At 41.5% G+C, this 25,909-nt stretch carries 18 protein-coding genes; 13 read left to right on the top strand and 5 right to left on the bottom strand.

Going from position 1 to position 25,909, the window contains the following annotated elements:
- Positions 1-172 precede the first annotated feature (172 nt).
- On the top strand, positions 173-2,215 hold the full coding sequence (locus L1264_RS15135; protein WP_235404190.1) for an ATP-binding protein: 2,043 nt from the start codon (positions 173-175) through the stop codon (positions 2,213-2,215).
- A gap of 72 nt (positions 2,216-2,287) precedes the next feature.
- Positions 2,288-2,755, top strand: a complete 468-nt coding sequence (locus tag L1264_RS15130) for a hypothetical protein (RefSeq protein ID WP_199525731.1) — start codon at positions 2,288-2,290, stop codon at positions 2,753-2,755.
- Positions 2,756-2,772: 17 nt separating this feature from the next.
- On the opposite strand, the gene L1264_RS15125 is transcribed toward L1264_RS15130, so the two are convergent.
- From L1264_RS15125 to gltB, 3 genes are all read right to left on the bottom strand, one after another.
- Positions 2,773-3,459: a response regulator gene (locus L1264_RS15125; RefSeq protein ID WP_135924239.1), complete on the bottom strand. Its 687-nt coding sequence runs from the start codon at positions 3,457-3,459 to the stop codon at positions 2,773-2,775.
- 501 nt (positions 3,460-3,960) lie between these two features.
- Positions 3,961-5,376: an FAD-dependent oxidoreductase gene (locus tag L1264_RS15120; protein ID WP_135924238.1), complete on the bottom strand. Its 1,416-nt coding sequence runs from the start codon at positions 5,374-5,376 to the stop codon at positions 3,961-3,963.
- A gap of 9 nt (positions 5,377-5,385) precedes the next feature.
- On the bottom strand, positions 5,386-9,843 hold the full coding sequence (gene gltB / locus L1264_RS15115; RefSeq protein ID WP_235404188.1) for a glutamate synthase large subunit: 4,458 nt from the start codon (positions 9,841-9,843) through the stop codon (positions 5,386-5,388).
- Positions 9,844-10,539: 696 nt separating this feature from the next.
- On the opposite strand from gltB, the gene L1264_RS15110 reads away from it, so the two are divergent.
- The 6 genes from L1264_RS15110 (at position 10,540) to L1264_RS15085 (ending at position 17,756) form a co-directional block, all read left to right on the top strand.
- On the top strand, positions 10,540-11,793 hold the full coding sequence (locus L1264_RS15110; protein WP_199525834.1) for an efflux RND transporter periplasmic adaptor subunit: 1,254 nt from the start codon (positions 10,540-10,542) through the stop codon (positions 11,791-11,793).
- 21 nt (positions 11,794-11,814) lie between these two features.
- Positions 11,815-12,522 carry an ABC transporter ATP-binding protein gene (locus tag L1264_RS15105; protein ID WP_054551528.1) on the top strand — a complete coding sequence of 236 codons (708 nt, stop codon included), beginning with the start codon at positions 11,815-11,817 and terminating at the stop codon, positions 12,520-12,522.
- Between the two features lie 2 nt (positions 12,523-12,524).
- Complete coding sequence (locus L1264_RS15100; protein WP_199525735.1) at positions 12,525-13,838, top strand: ABC transporter permease; 1,314 nt, start codon at positions 12,525-12,527, stop codon at positions 13,836-13,838.
- A gap of 10 nt (positions 13,839-13,848) precedes the next feature.
- Positions 13,849-15,054, top strand: a complete 1,206-nt coding sequence (locus L1264_RS15095) for an ABC transporter permease (protein ID WP_235404186.1) — start codon at positions 13,849-13,851, stop codon at positions 15,052-15,054.
- Positions 15,055-15,135: 81 nt separating this feature from the next.
- Positions 15,136-16,464 carry a sigma-54-dependent transcriptional regulator gene (locus L1264_RS15090; RefSeq protein ID WP_199525739.1) on the top strand — a complete coding sequence of 443 codons (1,329 nt, stop codon included), beginning with the start codon at positions 15,136-15,138 and terminating at the stop codon, positions 16,462-16,464.
- Positions 16,464-17,756 (top strand): sensor histidine kinase, encoded by a 1,293-nt coding sequence (locus L1264_RS15085; protein ID WP_235404184.1) that lies wholly within the window; start codon positions 16,464-16,466, stop codon positions 17,754-17,756. Before L1264_RS15090 ends, L1264_RS15085 begins: the two co-directional genes overlap by 1 nt.
- A gap of 77 nt (positions 17,757-17,833) precedes the next feature.
- Here the strand turns inward: L1264_RS15085 and L1264_RS15080 are convergent, their stop codons facing one another.
- A complete protein-coding gene (locus tag L1264_RS15080) occupies positions 17,834-18,172 on the bottom strand; it encodes a Grx4 family monothiol glutaredoxin (protein WP_054551536.1) in 339 nt (112 codons plus the stop codon).
- A 263-nt stretch (positions 18,173-18,435) separates the two neighbouring features.
- Here L1264_RS15080 and L1264_RS15075 point away from each other — a divergent pair, with 263 nt between their 5' ends.
- The 5 genes from L1264_RS15075 (at position 18,436) to L1264_RS15055 (ending at position 24,914) form a co-directional block, all read left to right on the top strand.
- Complete coding sequence (locus L1264_RS15075) at positions 18,436-19,017, top strand: superoxide dismutase (RefSeq protein WP_054551537.1); 582 nt, start codon at positions 18,436-18,438, stop codon at positions 19,015-19,017.
- A 239-nt stretch (positions 19,018-19,256) separates the two neighbouring features.
- Positions 19,257-21,179 carry a PrkA family serine protein kinase gene (locus L1264_RS15070; RefSeq protein WP_135924231.1) on the top strand — a complete coding sequence of 641 codons (1,923 nt, stop codon included), beginning with the start codon at positions 19,257-19,259 and terminating at the stop codon, positions 21,177-21,179.
- 26 nt (positions 21,180-21,205) lie between these two features.
- Positions 21,206-22,492 carry a YeaH/YhbH family protein gene (locus L1264_RS15065; RefSeq protein WP_235404182.1) on the top strand — a complete coding sequence of 429 codons (1,287 nt, stop codon included), beginning with the start codon at positions 21,206-21,208 and terminating at the stop codon, positions 22,490-22,492.
- 20 nt (positions 22,493-22,512) lie between these two features.
- Positions 22,513-24,027: a SpoVR family protein gene (locus L1264_RS15060; RefSeq protein ID WP_199525742.1), complete on the top strand. Its 1,515-nt coding sequence runs from the start codon at positions 22,513-22,515 to the stop codon at positions 24,025-24,027.
- 5 nt (positions 24,028-24,032) lie between these two features.
- Entirely contained in the window at positions 24,033-24,914 is an 882-nt protein-coding gene (locus L1264_RS15055) for a universal stress protein (protein ID WP_199525744.1), read from the top strand.
- Between the two features lie 32 nt (positions 24,915-24,946).
- Here the strand turns inward: L1264_RS15055 and L1264_RS15050 are convergent, their stop codons facing one another.
- Positions 24,947-25,909 carry a sensor domain-containing diguanylate cyclase gene (locus L1264_RS15050; protein WP_135924227.1) on the bottom strand — a complete coding sequence of 321 codons (963 nt, stop codon included), beginning with the start codon at positions 25,907-25,909 and terminating at the stop codon, positions 24,947-24,949.

Here is a 25,909-nt window from a genome sequence, read left to right as displayed (position 1 = left end):
TGATAATGAGACAAAAAGGTGAAAAATAATAACATGTAAGGTTTAAACAGATTAATAGCAATTCTTTTTCATTAAACAATATGAAATAACGAAAAACGTTAACTAATAACTCCATAATTTCTACACATTTTCTCGTTAGTATGCGTACACATTAAGCCCATTCTAACCTCTAATGAAATACTCTTTACTTATCGCTATTTATTTTTTGTCATGCGCAAGTGTAGCAACCACACTGCCAAGTTCTCTATTAAATCAAGTCACTGACCTTGAAAACCAAGGAAAAATCAGTGAAGCCCTCACAATTCTTGAGCAATACAAAGATCATAATAGCACTTCATCAACCTATGATGTTGCCATGGCTCAAGCGCCACTTTTACGTAAAAAAGGTCATTACAACGAGGCGATTGAACTGTTACTGCCATTACAAAAAATTGCTAATTTGAGTAAAGAGGATCAATACCAGATCCAAAAAGAGTTGGGGATCAACTACCGCCGCCAAGTAAAAACAATTGAAGCAAAGAAGCACTACATGGCAGCCTTAGCGCTTGCAAACGAACTTGAAGACAAAAATCTACAAGCACAAAGCCATAGCAATTTAGGTTCGCTATACGACACACTTAATGATCTTGAACAATCAATGCACCATCAAGTAAAAGCACAGGGCTTGTTAGAAAACAGCGATAATTATGAACTGGTTGCCACTAACTTTTATAACTTAGCAAACCTTGCTCAAAGACTTGATGACCTTTCTCAATCTGAGTACTTCTATAAAAAAGCGCTTGAGTTTGATATTAAAACCAAAAACCAAATGAATATTGCAGACACCAGCTTACAACTTGCCAAGTTAGTGTATAAACGAGGTGACTTTGAGCAGGCGCTCCCCTTATTAAATAACGCCTATACCCGTTTAGCCGACGTCAACGCCTATGAGAATATGGCTACCGCGAAACATACGCTAATGCAATTGTATTTAAAAATAGACAACCAACATATGGCGCTCAGTAGTGCTGAATCAGGGTTAAATGCTGCGCTTAAGTCTGGCTCGACATTAAGCAAAATTTACTCTTACTTTAATTTAATCGAACTACATCTAGCACTAAAAAACCCTATATTGATTAACCTTTATTTAAGTAACACAAAAGAACTACTCGCTGATATTGATAACCGCTTATTGAATCAAAAACAGCACGGTTATACCGCGATTTATGCTGAACTTATCGGTGATTACAAACTAGCAGCTGAGCAGCTAAAACTTAAAAACACACTTGCCGAGTCGTTGTTTGAAGAGCATTTAAATCAAGCTGTTGAAAAGAACAAAAAACAATTAACAGCAATCGAGCAACAGCAGCGCATTGATGATGAGATACAAAAAAACAAACTCGCTACAGCTCAAATGAATAATCAGCGATTAGAAAAACAGATATGGCTGTTATCAGCCGGCATTGTTTTATTGTTCAGTACGCTTGCCTTAGTGCTGTATTACTTTAAGCATCGAAAAGCTCTATTTAAAGCCAAGCTATATCAATATAGCTTGATTGAAAAAGACAAAATGCTTGCAGATATATCCCATGAATTACGCACACCACTGAGTGTATTAAAACTGCATATCGAAGCGCTGGAACTCGATATTCAAGAAAACCGTGACCTAGCCTACAGCAAAATTAATGGCAAGATAGCACAGCTGAATAACTTGATATCCGATGTATATCAGTTATCTCAAGCTGAAAACAAAACCCTTACATTAAATCTTCAACAATATAATGCAGCACATATTTTTACTGAATACGAGCAAGACATGCGCCGCTATGTTTGCAGCCATCAACTCACATTTTTAGCTGACATTGTTATTGCTGAAGGAGTTGAAATCACGGTAGATAAGCAAAAGCTTGACCAAATTCTCAACAATATTTTTACTAATGCCTGCCTATACACAGACAGCCCTGGCCATGTTCGCCTTAAAGTAAGAGCAAACAACCAAGAGTTGTTTATTCAAGTTGATGATACCTCTCCTGGGGTAGGAAAAGCGCATATAGGCAAACTTTTCGACCGTTTATATCGTGTTGAAGAGTCTCGTAGCCGTGCATTAGGAGGTTCTGGTTTAGGGCTTTCGATCTGCCAAAGTTTTGTAGAGCTAATGTCTGGTAATATTAGCGCATTACCGGGTAAGTCAGGTGGTTTATGTATCAGGATTTTACTGCCTATAAGTAATAAATAAGCGCTTTCTTCTCCATTTTTTCACCACATTTTATTGCTTAAATAGCACTATAAACTACTGTGGAATGGAACCATGTCAGAGTCATTAAAGCATGCTCAATGGGCTAAGTCTGTTGAGCGTAAACATCGTCAAAACAAAGTTAAAAAAACCAAAAAGTCTCATCTTCCTTTCAGTGCTGCTATCGCTAGCTTGCTATTAAGTGCTGGGCTTTATTATGTAAGCTATGAAAAGCCAGTAGCGTCCCCTCCACTGTCTGAATCTGCAAAACAGCGTATATCACAGTTTTTTGCAAAACAGTTTTTATTAGGTCATTGGCGTTTAAACAAGATTAAATATTCAACTAATGCAATTCAAGTGTATGTACAAACGCCAACTCCAATTGCTCTTGAAGGTGAGGCGTTAAGCCAATATTTACATTACGCATTATGTCCACTTCCTAGTAAACAAATTTGGCAGGATATTCAATCCAGAGAGTTATCAGTGTACGTATTTAGCCATTCTGTTAGAAAAGGTGAACGTACCGTTTGCAATAAGGTGTGAAAGCGATGAACGCCAAATCAATTGATTTGACGTTCATCATAACGATAGCCTGCGCCGTAAACAGAAGCGACTATCTTAGGAGAGAACTTTAAATTCTTAAGTTTTTTGCGGATGTTTTTGATATGGCTATCGATAACACGATCGGTAATGTCAAAGTTATTAGGTTGAATATGATCAAGTATCTGCTGCCTTGAGAAAACACGTTTTGGTGCTTTATATAAAAGCTTAAACACGTCAAATTCGACCTTAGTTAAACCGAGCGATACACCTTGAATTTCAACTTCTAAGGCATCTTCGTTTAGACAAATAGTAGCAGGCATCTCAGTTGGCTGCTGGGATATTGGTGTACATCGTCTTAAAATAGCCTTAACACGCATGACAAGCTCTGCGCCACTAAAAGGTTTACACACATAATCATCAGCACCATGCTCTAACCCTTTTAACCTATCAGCCTCTTCAACTTTAGCGGTTACCATAATAATGGGTACCATAGAAAAAGCGCGGATCTGCTTCATGCACTCCACGCCATCTAAATTAGGTAACATAACATCTAGAATTATTGCATCTGGATTATTCTCTTTGACCCACGACACTACGGCGCTGCCATCAGTAATGTGATGAGTAGTAAAGCCAGATGCATTGAAGAACAACAGCACTTGTTCTGCAATATCTAAGTCGTCTTCAACGACTAATATCTGCGACATTTTTATTTCCGTTTCATATTTTTTATTATTTTTAATTGCTTCCTAACCATCGCTTTAAACGCGTCTGATAAGGTTTCGTCTAATAAAACCATAGTCAGAATATCGTGCAGGTCTTCACTTTTCATAACCTCATTAAGTAAATCATTTTCAGATTTTGAACTTGGTTGAAAACAGTTTAGTTGCTCATGATTAATGTGTTCGCAAAACATTTTCTTTTTTTCCATGTTGTTAGCATCAAATGTCCATACTGGATCCAAACTTCTTTGGAATATTAAAGCGTAACAATGTGGAGCAAATATGGAGCTAGTACTAAACTGTGGAGATAAAATAGAGTCCAACCATTTTTACTGAGCAATTATACGTTGCTGGCTCTGATTTTTCATTTTCTTTATCGGGGATTACTCTCAACAAATATTAGTTGAGGCGATGATTTTGTTTTGATTAAGCATAAAAAAAGCAAGCCATCGGCTTGCTTTCAAAATCGTACATTAAGTTAAGTAGTTATACGCCAAGATATTCCATTATACCTTCAGCTGCATTTCGGCCTTCGAAAATAGCTGTAACAACTAAATCTGAACCGCGAACTATATCACCACCCGCAAAGATTTTAGGGTTCGTTGTTTGGTGAGTAAATTCTCCTTGCTCAGGAGCATTAATGCCACCCCAATGATTGATTTCAACGCCATACGGCTCCAACCAATCCATTTTATGAGGTTTAAAACCAAATGCCATTAGCACTTTAGTTGCTTCAATAACATGTTCAGAACCGGCCACTTCTTCGGCACGACGACGGCCATTCTCATCTGGTTCACCCAACTGAGTTTTAACCATTTTTACGCCTGCAACTTTGCCTTGTTCGTCAACCACAATACCTTTAGGTTGAACGTTAAAGGTAAATTCAACACCCTCTTCACGGGCATTTTTAACTTCACGTTTTGAGCCTGGCATGTTTTCTTCGTCACGACGATAAGCACAAGTTACTTTTGTAGCACCTTGGCGAATAGAGGTTCTTACACAGTCCATTGCTGTATCACCACCGCCTAACACGACGACTTTTTCGTTAGCCATATCGATATAAGCTTGTTTGTCTTCGGCATAGCCCATAACACGATTGGTGTTACCGATTAAGAATGGTAGTGCATCAAACACACCATCAGCGTCTTCATTCTCAAGTCCTGCACGCATACTTTGATACGTACCAACACCTAAGAACACGGCATCATATTCAGCGAGTATTTCATCAAGGGTAACATCTACGCCAACCTCAGTGTTTAACTTAAACTCGACACCCATTTCAGTGAAAATTTCACGACGCTTTTGCATCACTTCTTTTTCAAGCTTGAATGAAGGAATACCAAACGTAAGAAGTCCGCCAATTTCTGGATGACGGTCAAACACCACAGGTTTTACACCGTTACGTACTAAAATATCCGCACAGCCCAAGCCTGCCGGGCCTGCACCAATAATTGCTACTTTTTTGTCAGACCAAACCACATACGACATATCTGGTTTCCAGCCCATCTTAAAGGCTGTATCTGTGATGTACTTTTCGATATTACCGATAGTAACAGCACCGAATTCCTCTTCAAGTGTACATGAGCCTTCACACAAACGATCTTGTGGACAAACTCGTCCACACACCTCTGGTAAGCTGTTAGTTCGGTGAGAAAGCTCTGCCGCTTCTAAAATACGGCCAGTACGAATGAGCTTTAACCATTGTGGAATATAGTTATGTACCGGACATTTCCATTCGCAATACGGGTTACCACAATCCAAACAGCGGTCCGCTTGTGAGTTTACTTGTGTCTCAGAAAACGGCTCGTAAATTTCGACGAAAGATTGCTTACGCGCTGAAATTGGCTTTTTACGCGGATCAACACGTTGTACATCGATAAACTGGTATACATTTTCGCTCATACTACCCCCTTACTGAGCCTGAACACGAAGCTCTGCGCTGCTGCGCGCTCGGTGTCCGAGTAAACTTTTTACATCACTAGATTTTGGCTTAACCAATTTAAACATTGGAATGTATAAATCAAAGTTAGCTAAAATCTGCTCAGCGCGGTTTGAGCCTGTAAGCTCTAAATGCTCAGCAATTAGGCCGCGTAAATGTTCTTGGTGTGATGCCAACCCTTCGAGCGTGACAATTTCAACAAGCTCAGGGTTAATGCGTTTTTCAAAGTCATTGCCTTCATCAAGAATATAAGCAAAACCACCTGTCATACCTGCACCAAAGTTGATACCTACTTTGCCAAGCACGCAAACCACACCACCGGTCATATATTCACAGCCGTTGTCACCAACACCTTCTACAACCGCTTGAACACCAGAGTTACGAACTGCAAAACGCTCACCAGCACAACCTGCCGCAAATAATTTGCCGCCTGTAGCACCATATAAACAGGTATTACCGGCAATAGTCGCTTTGTGGCTTTCGAACGATGAACCCAGCGGTGGACGAATTACCAGCTTACCGCCAGCCATCCCCTTACCAACATAGTCATTCGCATCGCCTACTAATGTCATTTCAAGGCCACCTGCATTCCATACACCAAATGATTGACCCGCTGTACCATGAAGCTCAATAGAGACAGGATCAGCTGCCATACCTTGGTTACCATGTTTAGAGGCAATATAGCCCGATAACATCGCACCCACTGAGCGGTCAGTATTACAAATACGACTTACCAATGAGGTGCCCGATTTTTCATCAATCGCTTGTTTTGCTTTTTCAAGCAAGGTTTCATTTAGCTGACCTAAATAATGCGAACTATTAGGTGCACTGCAATACAGAGTCTCACCAGTTGGGTTATTTGGTACCGCAACCACAGATGACAAATCTACTTTCTTTTGCTTCTCTGTTTTGCCTTCAATGGCTTCAAGCAGGTCCAAACGACCTATTAAATCGGTTAATCGAGTAACCCCTAAGCTTGCCATTATTTGGCGCGCTTCTTCGGCAATAAACTTAAAGTAGTTCATCGCCATTTCTGGCAGACCATGATAATGCTTTTGACGAAGCGTATCGTCTTGCGTTGCAACACCGGTCGCACAGTTGTTTAAGTGACAAATACGCAGATACTTACAACCAAGCGCCACCATAGGGCCGGTACCAAAGCCAAAGCTTTCAGCACCTAAAATAGCCGCCTTGATGATATCTAGACCCGTTTTAAGGCCACCATCAGTTTGTAGACGAATACGATGACGTAAACCATTTTCTACTAGCGCTTGCTGGGTTTCAGCAAGACCAAGCTCCCAAGGACTTCCTGCATACTTAACAGAAGTAAGTGGGCTTGCACCTGTACCACCGTCATAACCAGCAATGGTGATTAAATCGGCATACGCTTTTGCTACACCTGTTGCGATAGTACCTACACCCGGCTCCGAAACGAGTTTCACCGAAATCAGTGCATCTGGGTTTACTTGTTTTAAATCGAAAATAAGCTGAGCTAAATCTTCGATTGAGTAAATATCGTGATGCGGCGGAGGTGAAATCAAGGTCACACCCGGTACCGAGTAACGTAATTTTGCAATATATGGCGTTACTTTTTCACCCGGTAATTGACCACCCTCACCTGGTTTTGCACCTTGCGCCACTTTAATCTGAATTACATCAGCGCTACGTAAGTAGTGTGGTGTTACGCCAAAGCGGCCAGATGCAACTTGCTTAATACGCGAGTTTTTCTCTGTGCCGTAGCGAAGTTTGTCTTCACCACCTTCGCCTGAGTTTGAACAACCACCTAAACGGTTCATTGCAATCGCGAGCGCTTCATGAGCCTCTGGCGATAACGCACCAATACTCATTGCTGCTGAGTCAAAACGCTTGTAGAGCTCAGTTGCCGGCTCAACGTCATCGATATTCACACCAGCTTCAGGAATTTTCACAGCCAACATGTCACGTAAATTGGTGATCGGGCGGTTATTTACTAAATCAGCGTAGGCTACATAGTCGCTATATTCCCCAGAACGCACAGCTTTTTGCAGTGTCTGGATAACGTCTGGGTTGTACGCATGGTATTCACCACCATGAACATATTTTAATAAGCCGCCATGGCTTAATAATTTACGTTTACTAAAGGCTAACTTATGTAGTTTGCGTTGGTCATCATCAAAGTCTGTAAAACAAGCCCCTTTGATGCGACTTGCCACGCCATTAAAACAGGTTTCTACAACTGCATCTGATAAACCAACGGCTTCAAATAACATCGAACAGCGATACGAAGCAACAGTACTAATGCCCATTTTCGACATGATTTTATATAGACCTTTATTTATCGCATTACGATAAGCAAGGGTTACTTCACAGTAGCTCTTGTTTAAGATCTTTTTGTCAGTCATCGCAACTAACGATTCATACGCAAGATACGGATAAATTGCTGTTGCACCAAAGCCTAGTAATACAGCAAATTGGTGTGCATCACGGACACTGCCCGATTCAATAATGATATTTGATTCACAGCGTAAGTTGTTATCAACTAAACGTTTTTGAACAGACCCTACCGCCATTGCAGCCGGGATAGGCAAGTGCGTTTCACTAAAGTTACGGTCACTTAAAATAAGCATTACACAGCCCGATGCTGCTTTTGCTTGCGCTTCATCACAGATACGGGTGATCGCTTTCTCTAAGCCTTCTTCTTTGGTGTAAGTAATATCAATTTTACAATAGCTGTAATGTTCATCGTCAGCATTGATAAGCTGTTGCATGTCTGCATACATCAAAATTGGCGTATCAAACTGTAAACGCTTAGCATGGCCTGTTGTTTCATTAAATACGTTTTGCTCACTACCAATACAAGTAGCTAAAGACATAACGTGATTTTCACGAAGTGGATCAATCGGTGGATTGGTTACTTGTGCGAATTTTTGTCTGAAGTAATCGAACAGTGAACGATGACCTTCTGAAAGTACCGCAAATGGCGTGTCATCACCCATTGAGCCTGTTGCTTCTTGACCATTTTCGCCCATTACACGAATAACGCTATCAAGTTCTTCGTTGGTGTAACCAAACATTTTTTGGTACTTAAGCAGAGTTTCATCATCAAATGAACGGTTGCCCGCATCTTTCTCTGAGAGTTGCTCAAACGGTGTTAAACGCTTAACGTTTGCTTCTAGCCATGCTTTATATGGATGGCGTGATTTAAGGTCTTGGTCAATCTCATCTGAATGCCAAATCTTCCCTTGATGAGTATCTATAACTAATAGCTCACCAGGGCCAACACGGCCTTTCTCAACCACTTCGTCTGGTGCGTAGTCCCAAATACCTACTTCTGAGGCAAGGGTAATGAAACCATCTTGAGTGATTACATAGCGAGCTGGACGCAAGCCATTACGGTCAAGGTTACAGGCTGCAAAACGACCATCTGACATTACAATACCTGCCGGGCCATCCCATGGTTCCATGTGCATTGAGTTGAAGTCATAGAATGCACGTAAGTCATCATCCATGGCACGGTTCTTTTGCCATGCTGGTGGTACAAGCATACGCATAGCACGGAATAAATCCATACCACCCGCTAAGAACAACTCAAGCATATTATCTAAGCTTGAAGAGTCAGAGCCACTTTCGTTCACGAAAGGCGCTGCTGATTGCAAATCAGGAATAAGTGGTGAGGCAAACTTGTACGCACGGGCACGAGCCCACTGGCGGTTACCTTGAATAGTATTAATTTCACCATTATGCGCTAAATAGCGGAATGGTTGCGCCAATGGCCAACGAGGTTGTGTATTAGTAGAGAAACGTTGGTGGAATACACAAATCGCACTGGTCATGCGAATGTCAGCTAAATCTAAATAAAAGTTAGGTAAGTCTACAGGCATCATTAAGCCTTTATAGACAGTAACTAAACCAGATAAGCTGGCAATATAAAAATGTTCATCGTTTTCGAGGCGCTTTTCTGCACGACGACGTGCTACATACAAGCGACGCTCTAAATCTTTTGGACGCCAGCCTTCTGGTGCGCTCACAAAAATTTGTTCAAAGCCCGGTAGTTGTTTTTTTGCAATTGGCCCTAAACATGATGAATCTGTTGGCACTACACGCCAACCCTGAATACTCAAGGTTTCTTTTTCAAGTTCTTCACTCAGCACATCTTTAGATGTTTGTGCAAGTACAGGATCAGCATTTAAAAATACCATGCCGACTGCGTAGTTCTTACCTAAATGCCAATCATGTTCGCTGGCAATAGCACGAAAGAAACTATCGGGTTTTTGCATTAATAAACCACAGCCATCACCGGTTTTACCATCTGCAGAAATACCGCCTCGGTGTTCCATGCGATCTAAGCCCGTGATTGCTGTTCGAATCAAGCGGTGACTCGCTTGACCATTGACCTGGGCTATTAAGCCAAAGCCACAATTATCTTTTTCTAATTTTGAGTCATATAACATAGACCCCTCCCCTTGCTACAACGACTAGCGATTCAGTCTTTTGCGACAGTGCTAGCAGACGAACAAAACTATCGCCAATTGTTCCATGAGTCAATAGAGATTTGAATACATATTCATATTCTTGAATATTTCTCACTTGGAGGCACATATTAAATACTAAGCAATTTTTTTACATTTAGACGTATTTTTACCGTTATTTTTTTATGACACTGGTGTCAAATTTAACAACTTGTAAAAAGCAATCTAAAAACCCGCACCTTTACGTTAACGTAAACTGCACTGACAAATGAATAATTATTCAACTTATGAATATCAATGCAGCTTTTTATGGGGTCTCACCTAGCACAGTTGCATCATTATTTACTCTTGGCTTTAGCATAGTTACAAACTATGTATCTGAGCAGACTACCTTAGTCGCAATGACTGAGTTTCTTTACCTATGCGTCAACAAACAGCAATTTAAAAGTGTCCGCTGCGGACACTTTTTCTGTCCGCGGACAGGCAGTAACTCATCAAATAAAATAAAATACATTAAAAATCAATATATTAAGTTTTGGCACGCTATTGGTATAGATAAGACATCAGCGAAATTGAGGATTTCAAAATGTTCACTATCAGTTTGTTTATGGCTTCTCCACTTACCATGCTTGCCGTTGGCTTCATGATTGTGTGTTTTGAGAATCGTAAGGAGTTATGATGATTAAGGATACCAGTGCCCAAGATATTACCGTGGCTAAGAAAAACACCATTAAAAAACCACTTATGTTAGCAGCGGGTGTAATACTTGTTGGTGCGCTTGGCTTTCAAGCTTTGTTTGCCAGTAACGATGGCAGCATTTCGGTTGATGCAGCAAGCCTACAAATTAGTGAAGTGAGCCAAAAGACGCTCACCAGAGATGTGGCAGCGAGCGGTAAAATCGTTGCAGCTAATGCGCCAAAGGTTTACAGCCCTGAACGTGGCTTTGTCGATTTAAAAGTAAAAGCCGGTGATAGCGTTGAAGTAAATGAAGTGATTGCAACCGTTACCAGCCCTGAGCTAACCAACGAATTAAAACAGCAACAATCAGTATTAGCGCGATTAGAAGGAGAATTACAACGCAAGCAACTTGAAGCGCGCAGGCAAAAGCTGAGCCTTACCAAAGCACTCGATTTAGCGCAAGTTGAACTAAATGCCGCAGATAGAGAAAACCGCCGCGCTAAAATCTCAATCGAAAAACATTTAATTAGCCAAATAGATTTAGAAAAAGCCGTTGATGATTTAGCTCGTGCCAAGCTTTCTTATAAGCATGCTGAGCAAGAGGTCAGCTTAGCTAAAGATACCCTCGCATTTGAGCTAAAAGCAGCAGAGCGCGATCTGGCGCGTCAGCAATTGATTGTTGATGACTTACTAAGGCAAGTAAATGAACTCACCATTACCGCCAGCGTAAGCGGCATTGTGGGTAACTTATTAGTGCAACAAAAAGAGGCGGTAACACAAAGCCAACCGTTAATGACATTGGTCGATTTAAGTAACTTTGAAGCAGAACTGCAAGTACCAGAAAGCTACGCCAACGAGCTAGGTCTTGGTATGCAAGTAGAACTTACTTTAGGCGCACGTCATGTAACAGGCACCCTATCGGCTATTTCGCCTGAAGTGAATAATCGCGAGGTCACTACCCGCGTACGCTTTGACAATGAGATTTCTGGCATTCGCCAAAACCAACGCTTAACCGCACGTATTTTATTAGAGAATCGCGACAATGTATTGCAGGTAAAACGCGGCGCATTCTTACAACAAGGTGGCACCCATGCTTATAAAGTTGACGGTGACATGGCTTATTTAATCGATATAAAAACCGGTGCAAGCAGTATCAATGCTGTCGAGATTATTGAAGGCGTAGAGCCTGGCGATAAGTTAATTATCTCGAATTACGATCGCTTTAAAAAAGCACCCACACTGGTTTTACGCTAACAAATAAAAGGAATAATCAACATGCTTACAATGAACAACATCAGCAAAGTGTATCAAACAGATATGGTACAAACGCACGCCCTTCGCGACTTCAACCTACAAGTAGAAGAAGGTGAATTTATTGCCGTAACAGGCCCGAGTGGCTCAGGTAAAACCACCTTTTTAAACATCGCCGGTATGTTAGAACCATTTAGCGAAGGCCAATACATGCTAGACGGTATTGATGTGGGTAAGCTCAACGACAACCAGCGTGCTGACTTACGTAATCAAAAAATTGGTTTTATTTTCCAAGGCTTCAACCTTATTCCAGATTTGAACCTCTACGAAAATATTGAAGTACCACTGCGTTATCGCGGTATCAAAGCTGCTGAGCGTAAACGCCGAATTGAACAATGCCTTGAGCAAGTTGGTTTAGCCTCACGCGCTAAACACTTACCGCAACAACTTTCTGGTGGTCAACAGCAACGTGTCGCTATTGCCAGAGCCCTTGCAGGTGAACCACGCTTTTTACTCGCCGATGAGCCAACTGGTAATTTAGATAGCCTTATGGCGCGTCAGGTAATGGAGCTGCTTGAGCAAATCAACCGTGATGGCGCAACCATCATCATGGTAACCCATGATCCAGAGCTTGCCCGCAGAGCACCTCGTAATATCCAAGTTGTTGATGGCCAACTCGCTGACTTCACTTTGTATCAAGGCACCCAAAACCTTAAAGCGGCTGGAGTGTAACCATGTTCCTTCATTATTTAGATTTAAGCTGGCGCAGCTTTAAGCGCACGCCACTAGTAAGCTTTTTAATGGTGCTGGCTATTGCCATTGGTATTGGCGTAACCATGACAAGTTTATCTGTGTATCACATGATGTCGGCAGACCCTATTCCTGAAAAAAGTAGCGATCTTTACTCTGTGCAGTTACAAACCATGGATGAAGGCCGTACGTGGTGGACAATCGATAACATGCCACTGCAATTAACCTATCAAGATGCAGTCAACCTTAACCAGGCCAAAGCAGGTGGCAAGCGTGTCACTATGGTTAGAACGGGTTTTTCGGTTTATTTAGACTCAGATAAAGTTAAACCATTTATTGGTCAAGCTCGTCTAACCACCCCTGATTTTTTCGATATGTTTAACTTATCGTTTATTTATGGTGGGGTTTGGAGCGCGCAACAAGAAGCCGATGCAGCACCTGTCGTGGTTATCAATAAAGAATTAAACGACAAATTATTCGCTGGTGAAAACCCGGTAGGCAAAATGGTGTACCTCGATGATGCTAGTTACGAAGTCATTGGCGTGATTGATGATTGGGATATCACTACCAAATACTATGACTTGAATAACGGTGCATTTAATAAAACCGAACAACTATTTTTACCATTTAGCCTAATGAAAGCACGCCAGCTTGAAAACTGGGGTAATACCAATGGTTGGAAGCACGAAAAAACCAATACCTTTAATGACAAGCTCAATTCAGAAATGGTGTGGTTACAGTTTTGGGTTGAACTAAAAACACCTGCAGAAAAGCAAGCTTACCAAGACTTTTTAATGGCCTATATGCAAGAACAACAGAAGCTAGGTCGTTTTAACCGTGAAAAATTAACCGCCACCTTACGCGATGTAAATGAGTGGATGAAGTACAACAATGTTGTCAGCGAAGACAACGAAATTCTGGTTGGCCTAAGCTTTATGTTTTTAGCGGTATGCCTTGCCAACATTTTAGGTCTATTACTAGCGAAATTTTTACGCCGCGCTCCTGAGGTCGGTGTACGCCGTGCATTAGGTGCCAGCAAACGCCAAATATTCTTTCAACATATTGTTGAGGTAGCCATGTTAGGTTTCTTAGGTGGCATCTTCGGAATTATTTTGGCACAAGTGGGCTTATTAGGCGTACGTCAAAGCTATAGCTACTACCAAAGCTTAGCCACTATGGACTTAACCATGTTACTCAGCGCACCTGTGATTGCAATTAGCACCTGTGTGATAGCGGGTCTGTACCCTGCTTGGCTGGTGTGTAAAACCAACCCTGCTATTTACCTTAAGAGCCAATAAGGAAGACACCATGTTAGAAATCAAACCTATCTTTCACGCCTTATGCCGCTCAAAAGTTGGCGCTATTTTATTACTGATCCAAATTGCCATCACCACTGCAATTGTTAGTAACGCGGCGTTTATTATTCAAGACAGAATTAGCTATTTAAGCCAAGAAACAGGCTACCCTGAACAAGACATTTTTGTTTTTAATGTCATGATGTTTGGCAAAGATGTGTCTCCGTCTCAGCAATATGAGCTTGATGAAGCCATGCTTCGTCAAATACCTGGGGTAGTCGATGCCGCTTATTCAAGTAACACACCGCTTTCGGGCAGTGGTTCTTCGTCAGATTTTAGTTTAAAGCCAGCACCTGAAGAGAGTAAATCAGCACGTAGCTCTTACATGTTTATCGATGAGCATGGCATTAATACCTATGGCGTTAAACTCATTGCTGGGCGTAACTATACCGAAGACGAAGTGATCGTAACCGATAACTATGATGAGCTTTCAAAAGTAACAGTTGTCACTAAAACCCTACTCGATGAGCTGTTTCCTGACGGCAATGGTTTAGGTCAAACTGTCTATTTTGGTGACATTCCAATGAAAGTGATTGGTGTTGTCGAACTAATGAAAGGCCCATGGCTTAAAGACAGCCGTCCAGATAACGTAGCACTGCTGCCTTTTATTAAGCCTGGAACAAATGCACGCTTTGTAGTTAGAACAGAGCCTGGTCAACGTCAATCAGTCATGAACCGTGTTGAAGAAGCCATGTTAAAAAACTACAACAAACGCGTTATCTCTCGCATTCGTGGCTTAGATGACGATAAAGAGTCATACATGGCTGAAGATACATTAATGATGCGCATGCTGATTGTACTAATTACTATTTTAGTGTTGGTGACAGCCCTAGGTATTTTCGGCCTAACGCTGTTCAATATTAGTAAGCGTACAAAGCAAATTGGTACTCGCCGCGCTTTAGGTGCCAGAAAGTCAGCCATTATCAGCTACTTCTTAGTTGAAAACGCCATGATATGTGTTGTTGGTTTAGTGATTGGCGTGATTGCTGCCGTGTATTTAGGCCAGTTACTCATGCAGCACTTCTCAATTGCTCAGCTTGATATTAGCTACGTGCTTGTAACAGCACTTGCTGTTTTCGTTATGAGCTTATTAGCGGTACTTGCACCTGCAAAACGGGCTGCGAATATCTCACCGAGCATTGCAACTCGAACCATTTAGTTCTCCCAACCTATGCTACACTGGATTAACAGTGTAGCATTCATCTTGCACCCTTATTAGGACAATAACTAAAACAATAATATGGAAAAAATACTTATCGTCGATGATAACCCAGCCATTTTGGATGCGTTATCGTTGTTACTCGAAATTCACGATTTTGATGTTGTTACGGCAAGCAACCCTTTTGAGGCAATTCAAGCCGTACAATACCAACGCATTGCACTTGTTATTCAAGACATGAACTTTACCGCCGACACCACTTCCGGCGAAGAAGGCAAAGCGCTTTTCTATGCCTTACGAGACATTAATCCTCACCTTCCGATTATTTTGATCACCGCATGGACAGAGCTTTCTACTGCCGTTGAACTTGTCAAAGCAGGGGCTGCTGATTACCTGCCAAAACCATGGGACGATGCCAAGCTACTTACTTGTGTAAATAACCTAATAGAGCTGGGTAAAGCAAAACAGCAAAACGAAACCTTTACCCGCCACCAGCAAGAACGTGACGCATCTGTGCAACAAGCAAATTTAGTGGGTTTGATATATAAAAGTACCGCTATGGAGCACATTGTTAATCTTGCGATTCAAGTTGCTAAATCGGATATTTCGGTGCTGATCACAGGCCCTAACGGCAGCGGTAAAGAACGCATTGCACACATAATTCAGGCCAATTCTTTATTAGCAGATAAACCCTTTATCACTGTTAATGCCGGCGCTCTGCCTAGCGACCTTATTGAGGCTGAGTTATTTGGTGCCGAAGCTGGCGCCTATACAGGCATTACCAAACAGCGCATTGGTCGATTTGAAGCGGCCGATGGTGGCACCTTATTTTTAGACGAAATTGGTAACTTGCCACTTTCTGGGCAAATGAAGCTATTACGCATTTTACAAACCGGTGAATTTGAGCGCTTAGGTTCAACACAAACACGTAAAGTGAATGTTAGGGTCATTTCAGCAACCAATGAAGATTTAAGCCATGCAATTAAAACAGGTCAATTTCGTGAAGACCTTTACTACCGCTTAAATGTGATTGAGTTAAATTTACCAAGCCTAGCTCATCGCCCTGATGATATTTTAGCTTTGGTCGCACACTTCTTACCTGAGCGCACCCTGTCGTTAAGTACAGAAAAAGCCCTGCTCGCCCATAGTTGGCCGGGGAATGTTCGTGAGCTTGAAAATGCCTGTAAACGCGCTGGCGTTTTAAAACCCACAGGGGTGATTGAGCTTGCTGATTTTGGCTTACAAGTTGAAACAAACAGCCCATCACAAACAAGAGCAGAGCCTAACAAACAAGAGATTGAACTTGCCATGCGCGAGTACAAAGGTGTGATTGCTAAAGTGGCTCGCCATTTTGGCCTTAGTCGTCAAGCACTTTATCGCAGGCTTGATAAATTTAAGATTGAATACTAATGCGTTTTTCGTTTCGATATAAAATCATAACCTTATGCATGGCAGCGTCTGCATTGCCACTTATGTTGGTTTGTTACTTTGCGGGTATAAGCTTGTTTTACAGCCTATTAGCCCTGCTCGCTTGCGCTTTGATCAGCGGACTTTTTGCCGCGCAATTATCAACTCCGCTTATTGATGGCATGAACTCACTCGAAACCGGGTTGCTTAATTTTAAAGATGGTGAGCTGGCTACATTATTAGCCTATGATGGCAGCGATGAGCTAGGTGATTTATGCCGGCTTTATAACCAAACCGCAAAACAGCTTCGCCAAGAAAAACAATGGATATATCAGCGCGAGTTGATGCTCGACAAAGTATTACAAAGCTCGCCACAAGCTGTGCTTTTGACTAACGACCAAGGCTTTATTGTGTATAGCAACCACAGTGCTCGTAGCTTACTCGATGCTAAGTCAGCCCTTGAAGGTGCCAAGCTCGAAAACTTATTAGATTCAAGCTGCGAGCAATTAACGCGTGCCATTCACAAAGGCGTTGATGGCTTATTTACCCTCGATAAATCAGATCAAGAATCACAAACTTGGCATATGGCAACAGGCCGATTATTGCTTAATAATCAGTTTCACCAACTGTTTGTTTTTAAACAGCTGACCCGCGAACTAAGCCGCCAAGAAGTAGAAGTATGGAAAAAAGTCATTCGTATCATTAGCCATGAGCTTAACAACTCACTAGGGCCAATGTCATCTATGCTTCATAGCGCGCAACTATTAACAAAAGAAGTCGACGAGCCACGCTTAAAACGGGTATTTACCACCATTGAAGACCGCATAAAACACCTTAATGAGTTTGTACAAGGCTATGGCAAATTTGCTAAGTTACCCCCCCCTCAACTGTCGACGATTAACTGGCCGACACTGATTGAGCAATTAAAAAGTCAGTGGCAGGTTGAGGTTTTACTTGATGAACGTGTAACAACTGACGCTGATCATACCCAACTCGAGCAGTTACTTATAAACCTATTAAAAAATGCCTATGAATCCGGTTCAAACCCAGAAGATGTCAGCTTAACTGTGCAACAAGAAACAAGTGGCACACACATCACAGTAAGTGATAAAGGCAAGGGTATGAGTGAGGCTGTAATGGCCAACGCACTAATTCCCTTTTACTCAACCAAAGCAACTGGCAGTGGTTTAGGGTTAGCACTATGCAGAGAAATAGTTGAAGCGCACCACGGGCAAATTAGCCTACATAACCGTGAGCACGGTGGTTTGAGCGTGCATGTTTTATTACCCGGGTAATACCACCGCTTACTAATCTTAAGCGAATGGCTATAAAAAAAGCCGCAGTTTGCGGCTTTTTTCTACACTAAATATAATTATTCAGCGTCTTTTTCTTTGTACTTTGCAGCTGTTTCAGTGATTAGTGGCTGTAATTCACCACGTTGAAACATTTCGATGATAATGTCACAACCACCGATAAGCTCGCCTTCTACCCATAATTGTGGGAATGTTGGCCAGTTTGCGTATGCAGGTAACTCTGCACGGATATCTGGGTTAAGTAGAATGTCAACGTAAGCAAACTGCTCACCACATGCCATAAGTGCTTGTGATGCTTGTGAAGAAAAACCACAGTTAGGTAACTTTGGTGATCCTTTCATGTAAAGAAGGATTGGATTTTCAGAAATTTGCTGTTTAATTTTATCGATGGTTTCCATTTACAACCTCAAAAAAGACATTAGCTTACTACATTGGCCTTGAAAAAGTTTCACAGTGGCCTCAGATATATAACTTAAATCGGCATTCGTAGCCACAATTTAAAATAGTCTTTAGCAATAGCATTGCTGTTTGCTAAAACTTGAGTAAAATACTCAACAATTATAGTAACACTATAATACCACTTGGTATAGGGAAGTACGCTGTTTACCTTGCTATTACCTATAACTGAGTGGACTATCAACCAAGAAGATGGAGATAAAAAATGGCATTTGAACTACCGTCACTACCATACGCAATCGATGCATTAGAGCCACATATTTCAAAAGAGACTCTAGAGTTTCACCACGGTAAACACCACAACACTTACGTTGTGAAATTAAACGGTCTGATCCCAGGCACAGAATTCGAAAACAAATCTTTAGAAGAAATCGTATGTTCTTCAGAAGGTGGCGTATTTAACAATGCTGCACAAATCTGGAACCACACTTTCTACTGGAACAGCCTATCTCCAAACGGTGGTGGCGAGCCTACAGGCGCAATTGCTGACGCGATCAACGCTAAATGGGGTTCTTTCGACGCATTCAAAGAAGCGTTAAACGACAAAGCAGTAAACAACTTCGGTTCAAGCTGGACTTGGTTAGTTAAACTAGCTGATGGCACACTTGATATCGTAAACACGTCAAATGCTGCAACGCCATTAACTGATGAAGGTGTTACTCCAATCCTAACTGTGGATCTGTGGGAACACGCTTACTACATCGATTACCGTAACGTACGTCCTGATTACCTAAAAGGTTTCTGGGCATTAGTTAACTGGGACTTCGCGAACGCTAACTTCGCTTAATCTTCTGTTACAAACAGTAATCAAAAAAGACGCTTCGGCGTCTTTTTTATTGTCCTTTGCACGCCCCCTCTGACCCGCAGCCAACCACTCACCCAAAAAGCCTAATCAGGATGAGCTTTTTTCAATTAAATTCTTAATTTTCTTGCGCAAAAATTCAAAATCGTGACTAAGCTTTAATTAACCTTTGCTTTTCTCTTAATCTAATTACACGTCATTTTAGCGGGTTTTCGGAGGTCTCTATGAGTATTTTTGAGCATTACCAATCACGATACGAAGCAGCGCAAGAAGAAGAATACAGTATTGAGGAATTTCTCGAGATCTGTAAGAAGGATAAATCAGCTTATGCCAGCGCACCTGAACGGTTATTGATGGCTATTGGCGAACCTGAAATTATCGACACATCAACCGATGCGCGCTTAAGCAGGCTGTTTTCAAATCGTGTAGTTGCACGCTACCCGGCATTTCACGATTTTTATGGTATGGAAGATGCCATAGAGCAAATCGTCTCTTATCTAAAACATGCTGCGCAAGGCTTAGAAGAATGTAAGCAAGTACTGTATTTACTTGGCCCTGTAGGGGGTGGTAAATCATCAATTGCTGAAAAACTAAAATACTTAATGCAACAAGTACCTATTTATTCAATTAAAGGCTCGCCTGTTAACGACCACCCTTTAGCCTTATTTGATCCAAATGAAGACGCCGAGCTTTTAGAGAAAGAATATGGCATTAAACCGCGTTATTTAAAAACGGTGATGTCACCGTGGGCTGCAAAACGCTTAAGTGAATTTAATGGTGACATTAGTCAATTTAGAGTGGTTAAGCGCTACCCATCTATTTTAAATCAAGTCGCGATTGCTAAAACTGAGCCCGGCGATGAAAACAACCAAGACATTTCAGCGTTAGTCGGTAAAGTCGATATTCGCCAACTTGAGCACTTTGCACAAAACGACCCAGATGCGTATGCCTACTCCGGTGCACTTTGTTTAGCAAACCAAGGCTTGATGGAGTTTGTAGAAATGTTTAAAGCACCAATCAAGGTGCTACACCCACTACTTACAGCAACGCAAGAAGGTAACTACAACGGCACAGAAGGCATTAGCGCCCTACCGTTTAATGGTATGATTCTGGCTCACTCTAATGAATCTGAGTGGCAAACATTCAAGAACAATAAAAACAATGAGGCATTTTTAGACCGTGTTTACATCGTCAAAGTACCTTATTGTTTACGTGTTTCTGAAGAGGTCAAAATTTACAATAAACTACTCGAAAATAGTGAGTTACATGACGCCCCTTGTGCACCCGGCACATTAAAAACACTGGCGCAATTTACCACCCTTTCACGCATGAAAGAGCCAGAAAACTCAAGCATTTATTCAAAAATGCGGGTGTATGACGGCGAAAGCTTAAAAGACACCGATCCGAAAGCGAAGTCGTATCAAGAATACCGCGACTACGCAGGTGTTGATGAAGGCATGACAGGGCTTTCTACCCGCTTTGCGTTTAAGATTCTGTCGCGGGTATTTAACTTTGATACTACCGAAGTGGCTGCCAACCCTGTGCACTTATTTTATGTGCTTGAGCAACAAATTGAGCGTGAGCAGTTTTCAGCCGATGTTGAAGAGCGTTACTTAAGTCACTTAAAAGGCTACCTCATTCCTCAATACGTGGAGTTTATTGGTAAAGAGTTACAAACGGCCTATTTAGAATCTTACTCAGAATACGGGCAAAACATCTTTGACCGTTATGTCACCTATGCTGATTTTTGGATCCAAGATCAAGAATACCGTGACCCAGATACCGGCCAGCTATTTGACCGTGCAGCACTTAACGCAGAGCTTGAAAAGATTGAAAAACCTGCGGGAATTTCAAATCCGAAAGATTTCCGTAATGAAATAGTCAATTTCGTACTGCGTGCACGCGCGCACAACCAAGGTAAGAATCCGCTTTGGACTAGCTACGAAAAACTTCGCACAGTTATTGAGAAGAAAATGTTCTCAAATACAGAAGATCTCCTGCCGGTTATTTCGTTCAATGCGAAAACATCAGCTGAAGATCAGAAAAAACACGAAGACTTTGTCAATCGTATGGTTGAGAAAGGCTATACCCAAAAACAAGTACGTTTACTTTCTGAATGGTATTTACGCGTTAGAAAATCGCAGTAAAAAACGTTTGTTTAAAGGGGGTTGTTATGGCGCATTTTATTGACCGACGCCTGAATGGAAAAAACAAAAGTACCTTGAATCGTCTACGATTCATCAGGCGTTACAAAAAACAGATTAAAGAAGCGGTGTCTGATGCCATTAATAAGCGTAGCGTAACCGATACCACCAGCGGTGAAAGTATTTCTATTCCGCAACGTGATATCAGTGAGCCTATTTTTCATCAAGGACGTGGTGGTGACCGTGAACAGATCCATCCAGGCAATGACCAATTCTCTACGGGCGACAAAATTAAGCGCCCGCAAGGAGGCGGTCAAGGTGGTGGCTCTGGCGAGGGTGAAGCCAGTGATTCGGGTGAAGGACAAGACGACTTTGTGTTCTCTATTTCAAAAGATGAATACTTAGACTTATTGTTTGAAGACTTAGAGCTGCCTAACCTGCAACAAAACCAGCTCGATAAACTGGTGCAAATGAAAACCCATCGAGCCGGTTTTTGTAACGATGGCATGCCAAGCAACATTGATATTGTGCGCTCTTTACAGGGCTCACTTGCGCGAAGAGTTGCAATGACTGCTGGCAAAAAGCGTCATCTTGCTGAACTTGAAGGTCAGTTAGCGCTTTTAAAAGCCGAAGATCAGCCAGATAAAGCGGCTATCGCTTTGCTTGAACGCCAAATTGAGGAGCTGCAAAGTCGCATTAAAGCAGTGCCATTTATCGATAACTACGATTTACGTTTTCGTAATTATGAAAAACGACCACACCCCACAAGCAAAGCTGTGATGTTTTGCTTAATGGATGTGTCGGGCTCGATGGATCAAGCGACTAAAGACATGGCAAAACGCTTTTATATTTTGCTTTATCAATTTTTAACCCGTAGCTACAAAAATATAGAAGTCGTTTATATTCGCCATCATACCCAAGCGAAAGAAGTCGATGAGCAAGAGTTTTTCTATTCTCAAGAAACGGGTGGCACCATCGTCTCTAGCGCATTAAAACTGATGAACGAAATCATCGCTGAACGCTATAACCCTGAAGAATGGAATATATACGCAGCGCAAGCGTCTGATGGCGACAACTGGGCAGATGACTCACCAAATTGTGGAGAAATTTTACGTAACAAGCTTTTAAAAGCAGTACGCTACTATGCGTATATTGAAATCACAGCCCGTGCTCACCAAAGCTTATGGCGAGAGTATCAATCAATAGCACAAACCCACGACAACTTTGCAATGCAACATATTCGTGGCGTTGAGGACATTTACCCAATTTTCCGTGAATTATTTAAAAAGAATCGTCAGCAGCAAGGCGCCGCATAGCCTTGCGAGTGAGGTAAAGTATGGCCGATAAACGTATTAGCGACGGTCCTGATTGGACATTTGATTTATTAGCAGAGTATCAAACTGAGATTGAACGGGTCGCGAAAATTTATAAACTCGATACCTACCCGAATCAAATTGAGGTGATCACTGCAGAACAAATGATGGATGCCTATTCGAGTGTGGGTATGCCAATTGGCTACAGCCACTGGTCGTATGGTAAAAAATTCATTCAAACTGAGCAAAACTATAAACGTGGGCAAATGGGCCTCGCTTATGAAATTGTTATTAACTCAGACCCGTGTATTGCCTATTTAATGGAAGAAAACACACTGCCAATGCAAGCCTTGGTAATGGCCCACGCCTGCTATGGTCACAACTCATTTTTTAAAGGTAATTACTTATTTAAAACTTGGACCGACGCCAGCTCAATCATCGACTACTTATTATTTGCAAAAAACTACATTGCCAAATGCGAAGAAAAATATGGCATTAATGAGGTCGAGAATCTCATCGACTCATGCCATGCATTAATGAATTACGGTGTGGATCGCTATAAGCGCCCACAACGTATTTCGCTTTATGAAGAACAAAAACGCCAGCAAGAGCGCGAAGATTACTTACAATCACAAGTGAATGAGCTGTGGCGCACTATTCCTACCTCGCAACAAGAATCTAAAAAACGTGAGCGCCGTTTTCCTGAAGAGCCGCAAGAAAATATTTTATATTTCATCGAAAAAAATGCCCCATTGCTTGAATCATGGCAGCGTGAAGTAATCCGTATTGTGCGTAAAATTTCGCAATATTTTTATCCGCAAAAACAAACTCAAGTAATGAATGAAGGCTGGGCAACATTCTGGCATTACACTATTTTGAACCATCTATATGATGAAGGTAAGCTCACTGATTCCTTTATGCTCGAGTTCTTACAAAGCCACACCAATGTTGTGTACCAACCGCCTTACAACAGTAATTATTATTCCGGGATTAATCCTTACGCCCTTGGTTTTAACATGATGGTTGATATTCGTCGTATTTGTGAAAACCCAACTGAGGAAGATAAAAGATGGTTTCCGGAGTATGCCGGCAGTGATTGGTTAGAGACGCTGCACTTTGCAATGCAAAACTTTAAAGACGAGAGCTTTATAAGCCAGTTCTTATCGCCAAAAATTATCCGCGATTTTAAGTTATTTACTATTATTGACCATGAAAAAGAACCCACCCTAAATGTGGGTGCAATTCATGATGAAATGGGCTATCACCAAGTACGTGAAAGTTTATCAGCGCAATACAATTTAAGTAACCACGAACCCAATATTCAAGTTTACGATGTTGATGTTAGAGGTGACCGCTCTTTGACCTTACGCTATGTGCCACATAACAATATCCCCTTAGCAAACTCAAAAGATGAAGTATTAAAACACCTTTACAGGTTATGGGGCTTTAAGGTAAAACTGGAACAAGAGTCTTCAACAGGGGAAGTGTCACTACTGGGTGAATGCCCAAAAAGTGATGCCCGACACACTACAGAGTGAACCGAATGAATAAAAAGTTACTGGTTATCATCGATTCTGTCGACGATGCAAAAACGTCGTTATTACACGCTAAACAAAAAGCTAAAGGGGTTAAGCATATTGATATTGTTGCTTTTAGCTATGAAGACACCAGTAGCATTTTATTTTCTCTTCCGCCAGATGAAGCTTTGGCTATTCAAGATAAAGAGTTAGCGAAACTGCGTACTTCATTAAGTCCGCTAATTAATGACTATTTAGAAGTCGGTAGTTACACATTGCAAACACTGTGGCACGAGAGCCCCGTGCAGTGGCTGGCTAACGAAGTGACCACCTCAGACTATGAGATGGTAATTAAAACTCGCCATATTGATGAACAAACGCAATTTAGCGAGCTTGATTGGCAGCTTATTCGATTTAGCCCGCTGCCTCTTTACCTAGCTGCTGACAACAAGTGGCGTAACAATACCAATGTACTCGCTGCGCTCGATTTAGGTAGTGAGAAAGCTACAAAATACTGTTTAAATGAAGCAATTATAAAAACCGGCCTTGCCTTCGCAGAGGATTATCAGAGCGAATTTTTTGCCTGCTATACTGTCCATGTGTCGCCTTTCTTGCGAGATTTAGGGATTGTTTTTTCTGATGAGCAGGTAACTAATGCTTATGAAAAATTACCGGTTGCGCAACGTGCACTAATTGAAGCTCATAATTTAAAAGAGCAACTCAAAATTAAAGCTGGGGTGGTTGAACAAGTTATACCTAGTGTCGCCGCAAAACTTAATGCTGATTTAGTAATTATGGGGTCAGTGGGTAACACGGGCATAAAAGGGCATTTAATCGGTAATACCGCTGAGAAGGTCATGAAACTGTTAAAAACAGATATTCTCGTATTACCACCAATTGGAGTGTAAAAAAGGGCGAAGTTTCGCCCTTTTCCGTTAAGTTATAAATCTGAATACGCTGTAACTTTATTACGGCCGTTTTCTTTAGAGTGATATAAAGCTTTATCTGCAGCTTCAACCCACTTTTCATAACGATCGAACTTTTCGTCAAAACAAGCAAAACCAATACTGACGGTTAACTGAATTTGTTTTTCACCAAAATAAATTGACGAGTTCTCAATCATTGAACGCAGACGTTCAGCAAAAATATGCGCACCATCGAGATCAGTATCCAGTAAAGTTACTGCAAACTCTTCGCCACCATAGCGACCTGCCAAATCAGTTTCACGTAATGTTTTTCTAAGTAAATCAGCAATGTGACGCAGCGCTTCATCACCGCCACGGTGACCGTGTTCATCATTGACCTTTTTAAAGTGGTCAATGTCAAACATTAATAAGGTACTGCAGCCGCCACTGCGTACGATACGCATATACTCTTTACGCAGTTTTTCTTCCCAATATCCCCTATTCGTTAATTTTGTAAGGGCATCAGTTCGACTCATTTGCTCAAGCTTACTATTGGCTTCTTCTAGCTCTTTTTTATTTACCGCTTCATCGGTTACATCATAAATAATGATACAGATATGAGACACTTCACCAGTGGTCGTGGTTAAAGGAATAAAGGTGGCATTTTGATACATATGATCCGCTTTACCAGTAATTGGGCGGTAATTTTTAAAGCGGAAAATATAAGGCTGCTGCTCCCAGATAGTAAAAGAGCGATTATTTAAAATGAACACTGACTCTGATTTGCTACGGAACCATTTTTCGTCTATTGATGGAAACAAATCAAACAAATCTTTGTCTTTCACGGCACTTGGTAACAAGCCTGAATGGTTTTCCATAAACCCATTCCAAATGCAGACTTTGTAGTCTCTATCAAGCACCACAAGACCTACATCAACAGTATTAAACATATCCATTAACCAATGGAGTTCATTCATATTAAAATCAGATGCAGGCAT

Origin of the sequence: Pseudoalteromonas sp. APAL1, assembly GCF_021532475.1 — a bacterium.
GTDB classification, from domain to species: Bacteria; Pseudomonadota; Gammaproteobacteria; order Enterobacterales; family Alteromonadaceae; genus Pseudoalteromonas; species Pseudoalteromonas lipolytica_C.
Note: the sequence above shows the minus strand (reverse complement) of the source record. Positions and strands in the feature narration are given on the sequence as shown.

Excerpts from the sequence above, each read along its gene's own strand:
- L1264_RS15135 (WP_235404190.1), top strand. The coding sequence starts at position 173 with ATGAAATACTCTTTACTTATCGCTATTTATTTTTTGTCATGCGCAAGT.
- L1264_RS15130 (WP_199525731.1), top strand. The coding sequence starts at position 2,288 with ATGTCAGAGTCATTAAAGCATGCTCAATGGGCTAAGTCTGTTGAGCGT.
- L1264_RS15125 (WP_135924239.1), bottom strand. The coding sequence starts at position 3,459 with ATGTCGCAGATATTAGTCGTTGAAGACGACTTAGATATTGCAGAACAA.
- L1264_RS15120 (WP_135924238.1), bottom strand. The coding sequence starts at position 5,376 with ATGAGCGAAAATGTATACCAGTTTATCGATGTACAACGTGTTGATCCG.
- gltB (WP_235404188.1), bottom strand. The coding sequence starts at position 9,843 with ATGTTATATGACTCAAAATTAGAAAAAGATAATTGTGGCTTTGGCTTA.
- L1264_RS15110 (WP_199525834.1), top strand. The coding sequence starts at position 10,540 with ATGATTAAGGATACCAGTGCCCAAGATATTACCGTGGCTAAGAAAAAC.
- L1264_RS15105 (WP_054551528.1), top strand. The coding sequence starts at position 11,815 with ATGCTTACAATGAACAACATCAGCAAAGTGTATCAAACAGATATGGTA.
- L1264_RS15100 (WP_199525735.1), top strand. The coding sequence starts at position 12,525 with ATGTTCCTTCATTATTTAGATTTAAGCTGGCGCAGCTTTAAGCGCACG.
- L1264_RS15095 (WP_235404186.1), top strand. The coding sequence starts at position 13,849 with ATGTTAGAAATCAAACCTATCTTTCACGCCTTATGCCGCTCAAAAGTT.
- L1264_RS15090 (WP_199525739.1), top strand. The coding sequence starts at position 15,136 with ATGGAAAAAATACTTATCGTCGATGATAACCCAGCCATTTTGGATGCG.
- L1264_RS15085 (WP_235404184.1), top strand. The coding sequence starts at position 16,464 with ATGCGTTTTTCGTTTCGATATAAAATCATAACCTTATGCATGGCAGCG.
- L1264_RS15080 (WP_054551536.1), bottom strand. The coding sequence starts at position 18,172 with ATGGAAACCATCGATAAAATTAAACAGCAAATTTCTGAAAATCCAATC.
- L1264_RS15075 (WP_054551537.1), top strand. The coding sequence starts at position 18,436 with ATGGCATTTGAACTACCGTCACTACCATACGCAATCGATGCATTAGAG.
- L1264_RS15070 (WP_135924231.1), top strand. The coding sequence starts at position 19,257 with ATGAGTATTTTTGAGCATTACCAATCACGATACGAAGCAGCGCAAGAA.
- L1264_RS15065 (WP_235404182.1), top strand. The coding sequence starts at position 21,206 with ATGGCGCATTTTATTGACCGACGCCTGAATGGAAAAAACAAAAGTACC.
- L1264_RS15060 (WP_199525742.1), top strand. The coding sequence starts at position 22,513 with ATGGCCGATAAACGTATTAGCGACGGTCCTGATTGGACATTTGATTTA.
- L1264_RS15055 (WP_199525744.1), top strand. The coding sequence starts at position 24,033 with ATGAATAAAAAGTTACTGGTTATCATCGATTCTGTCGACGATGCAAAA.
- L1264_RS15050 (WP_135924227.1), bottom strand. The coding sequence starts at position 25,909 with ATGCCTGCATCTGATTTTAATATGAATGAACTCCATTGGTTAATGGAT.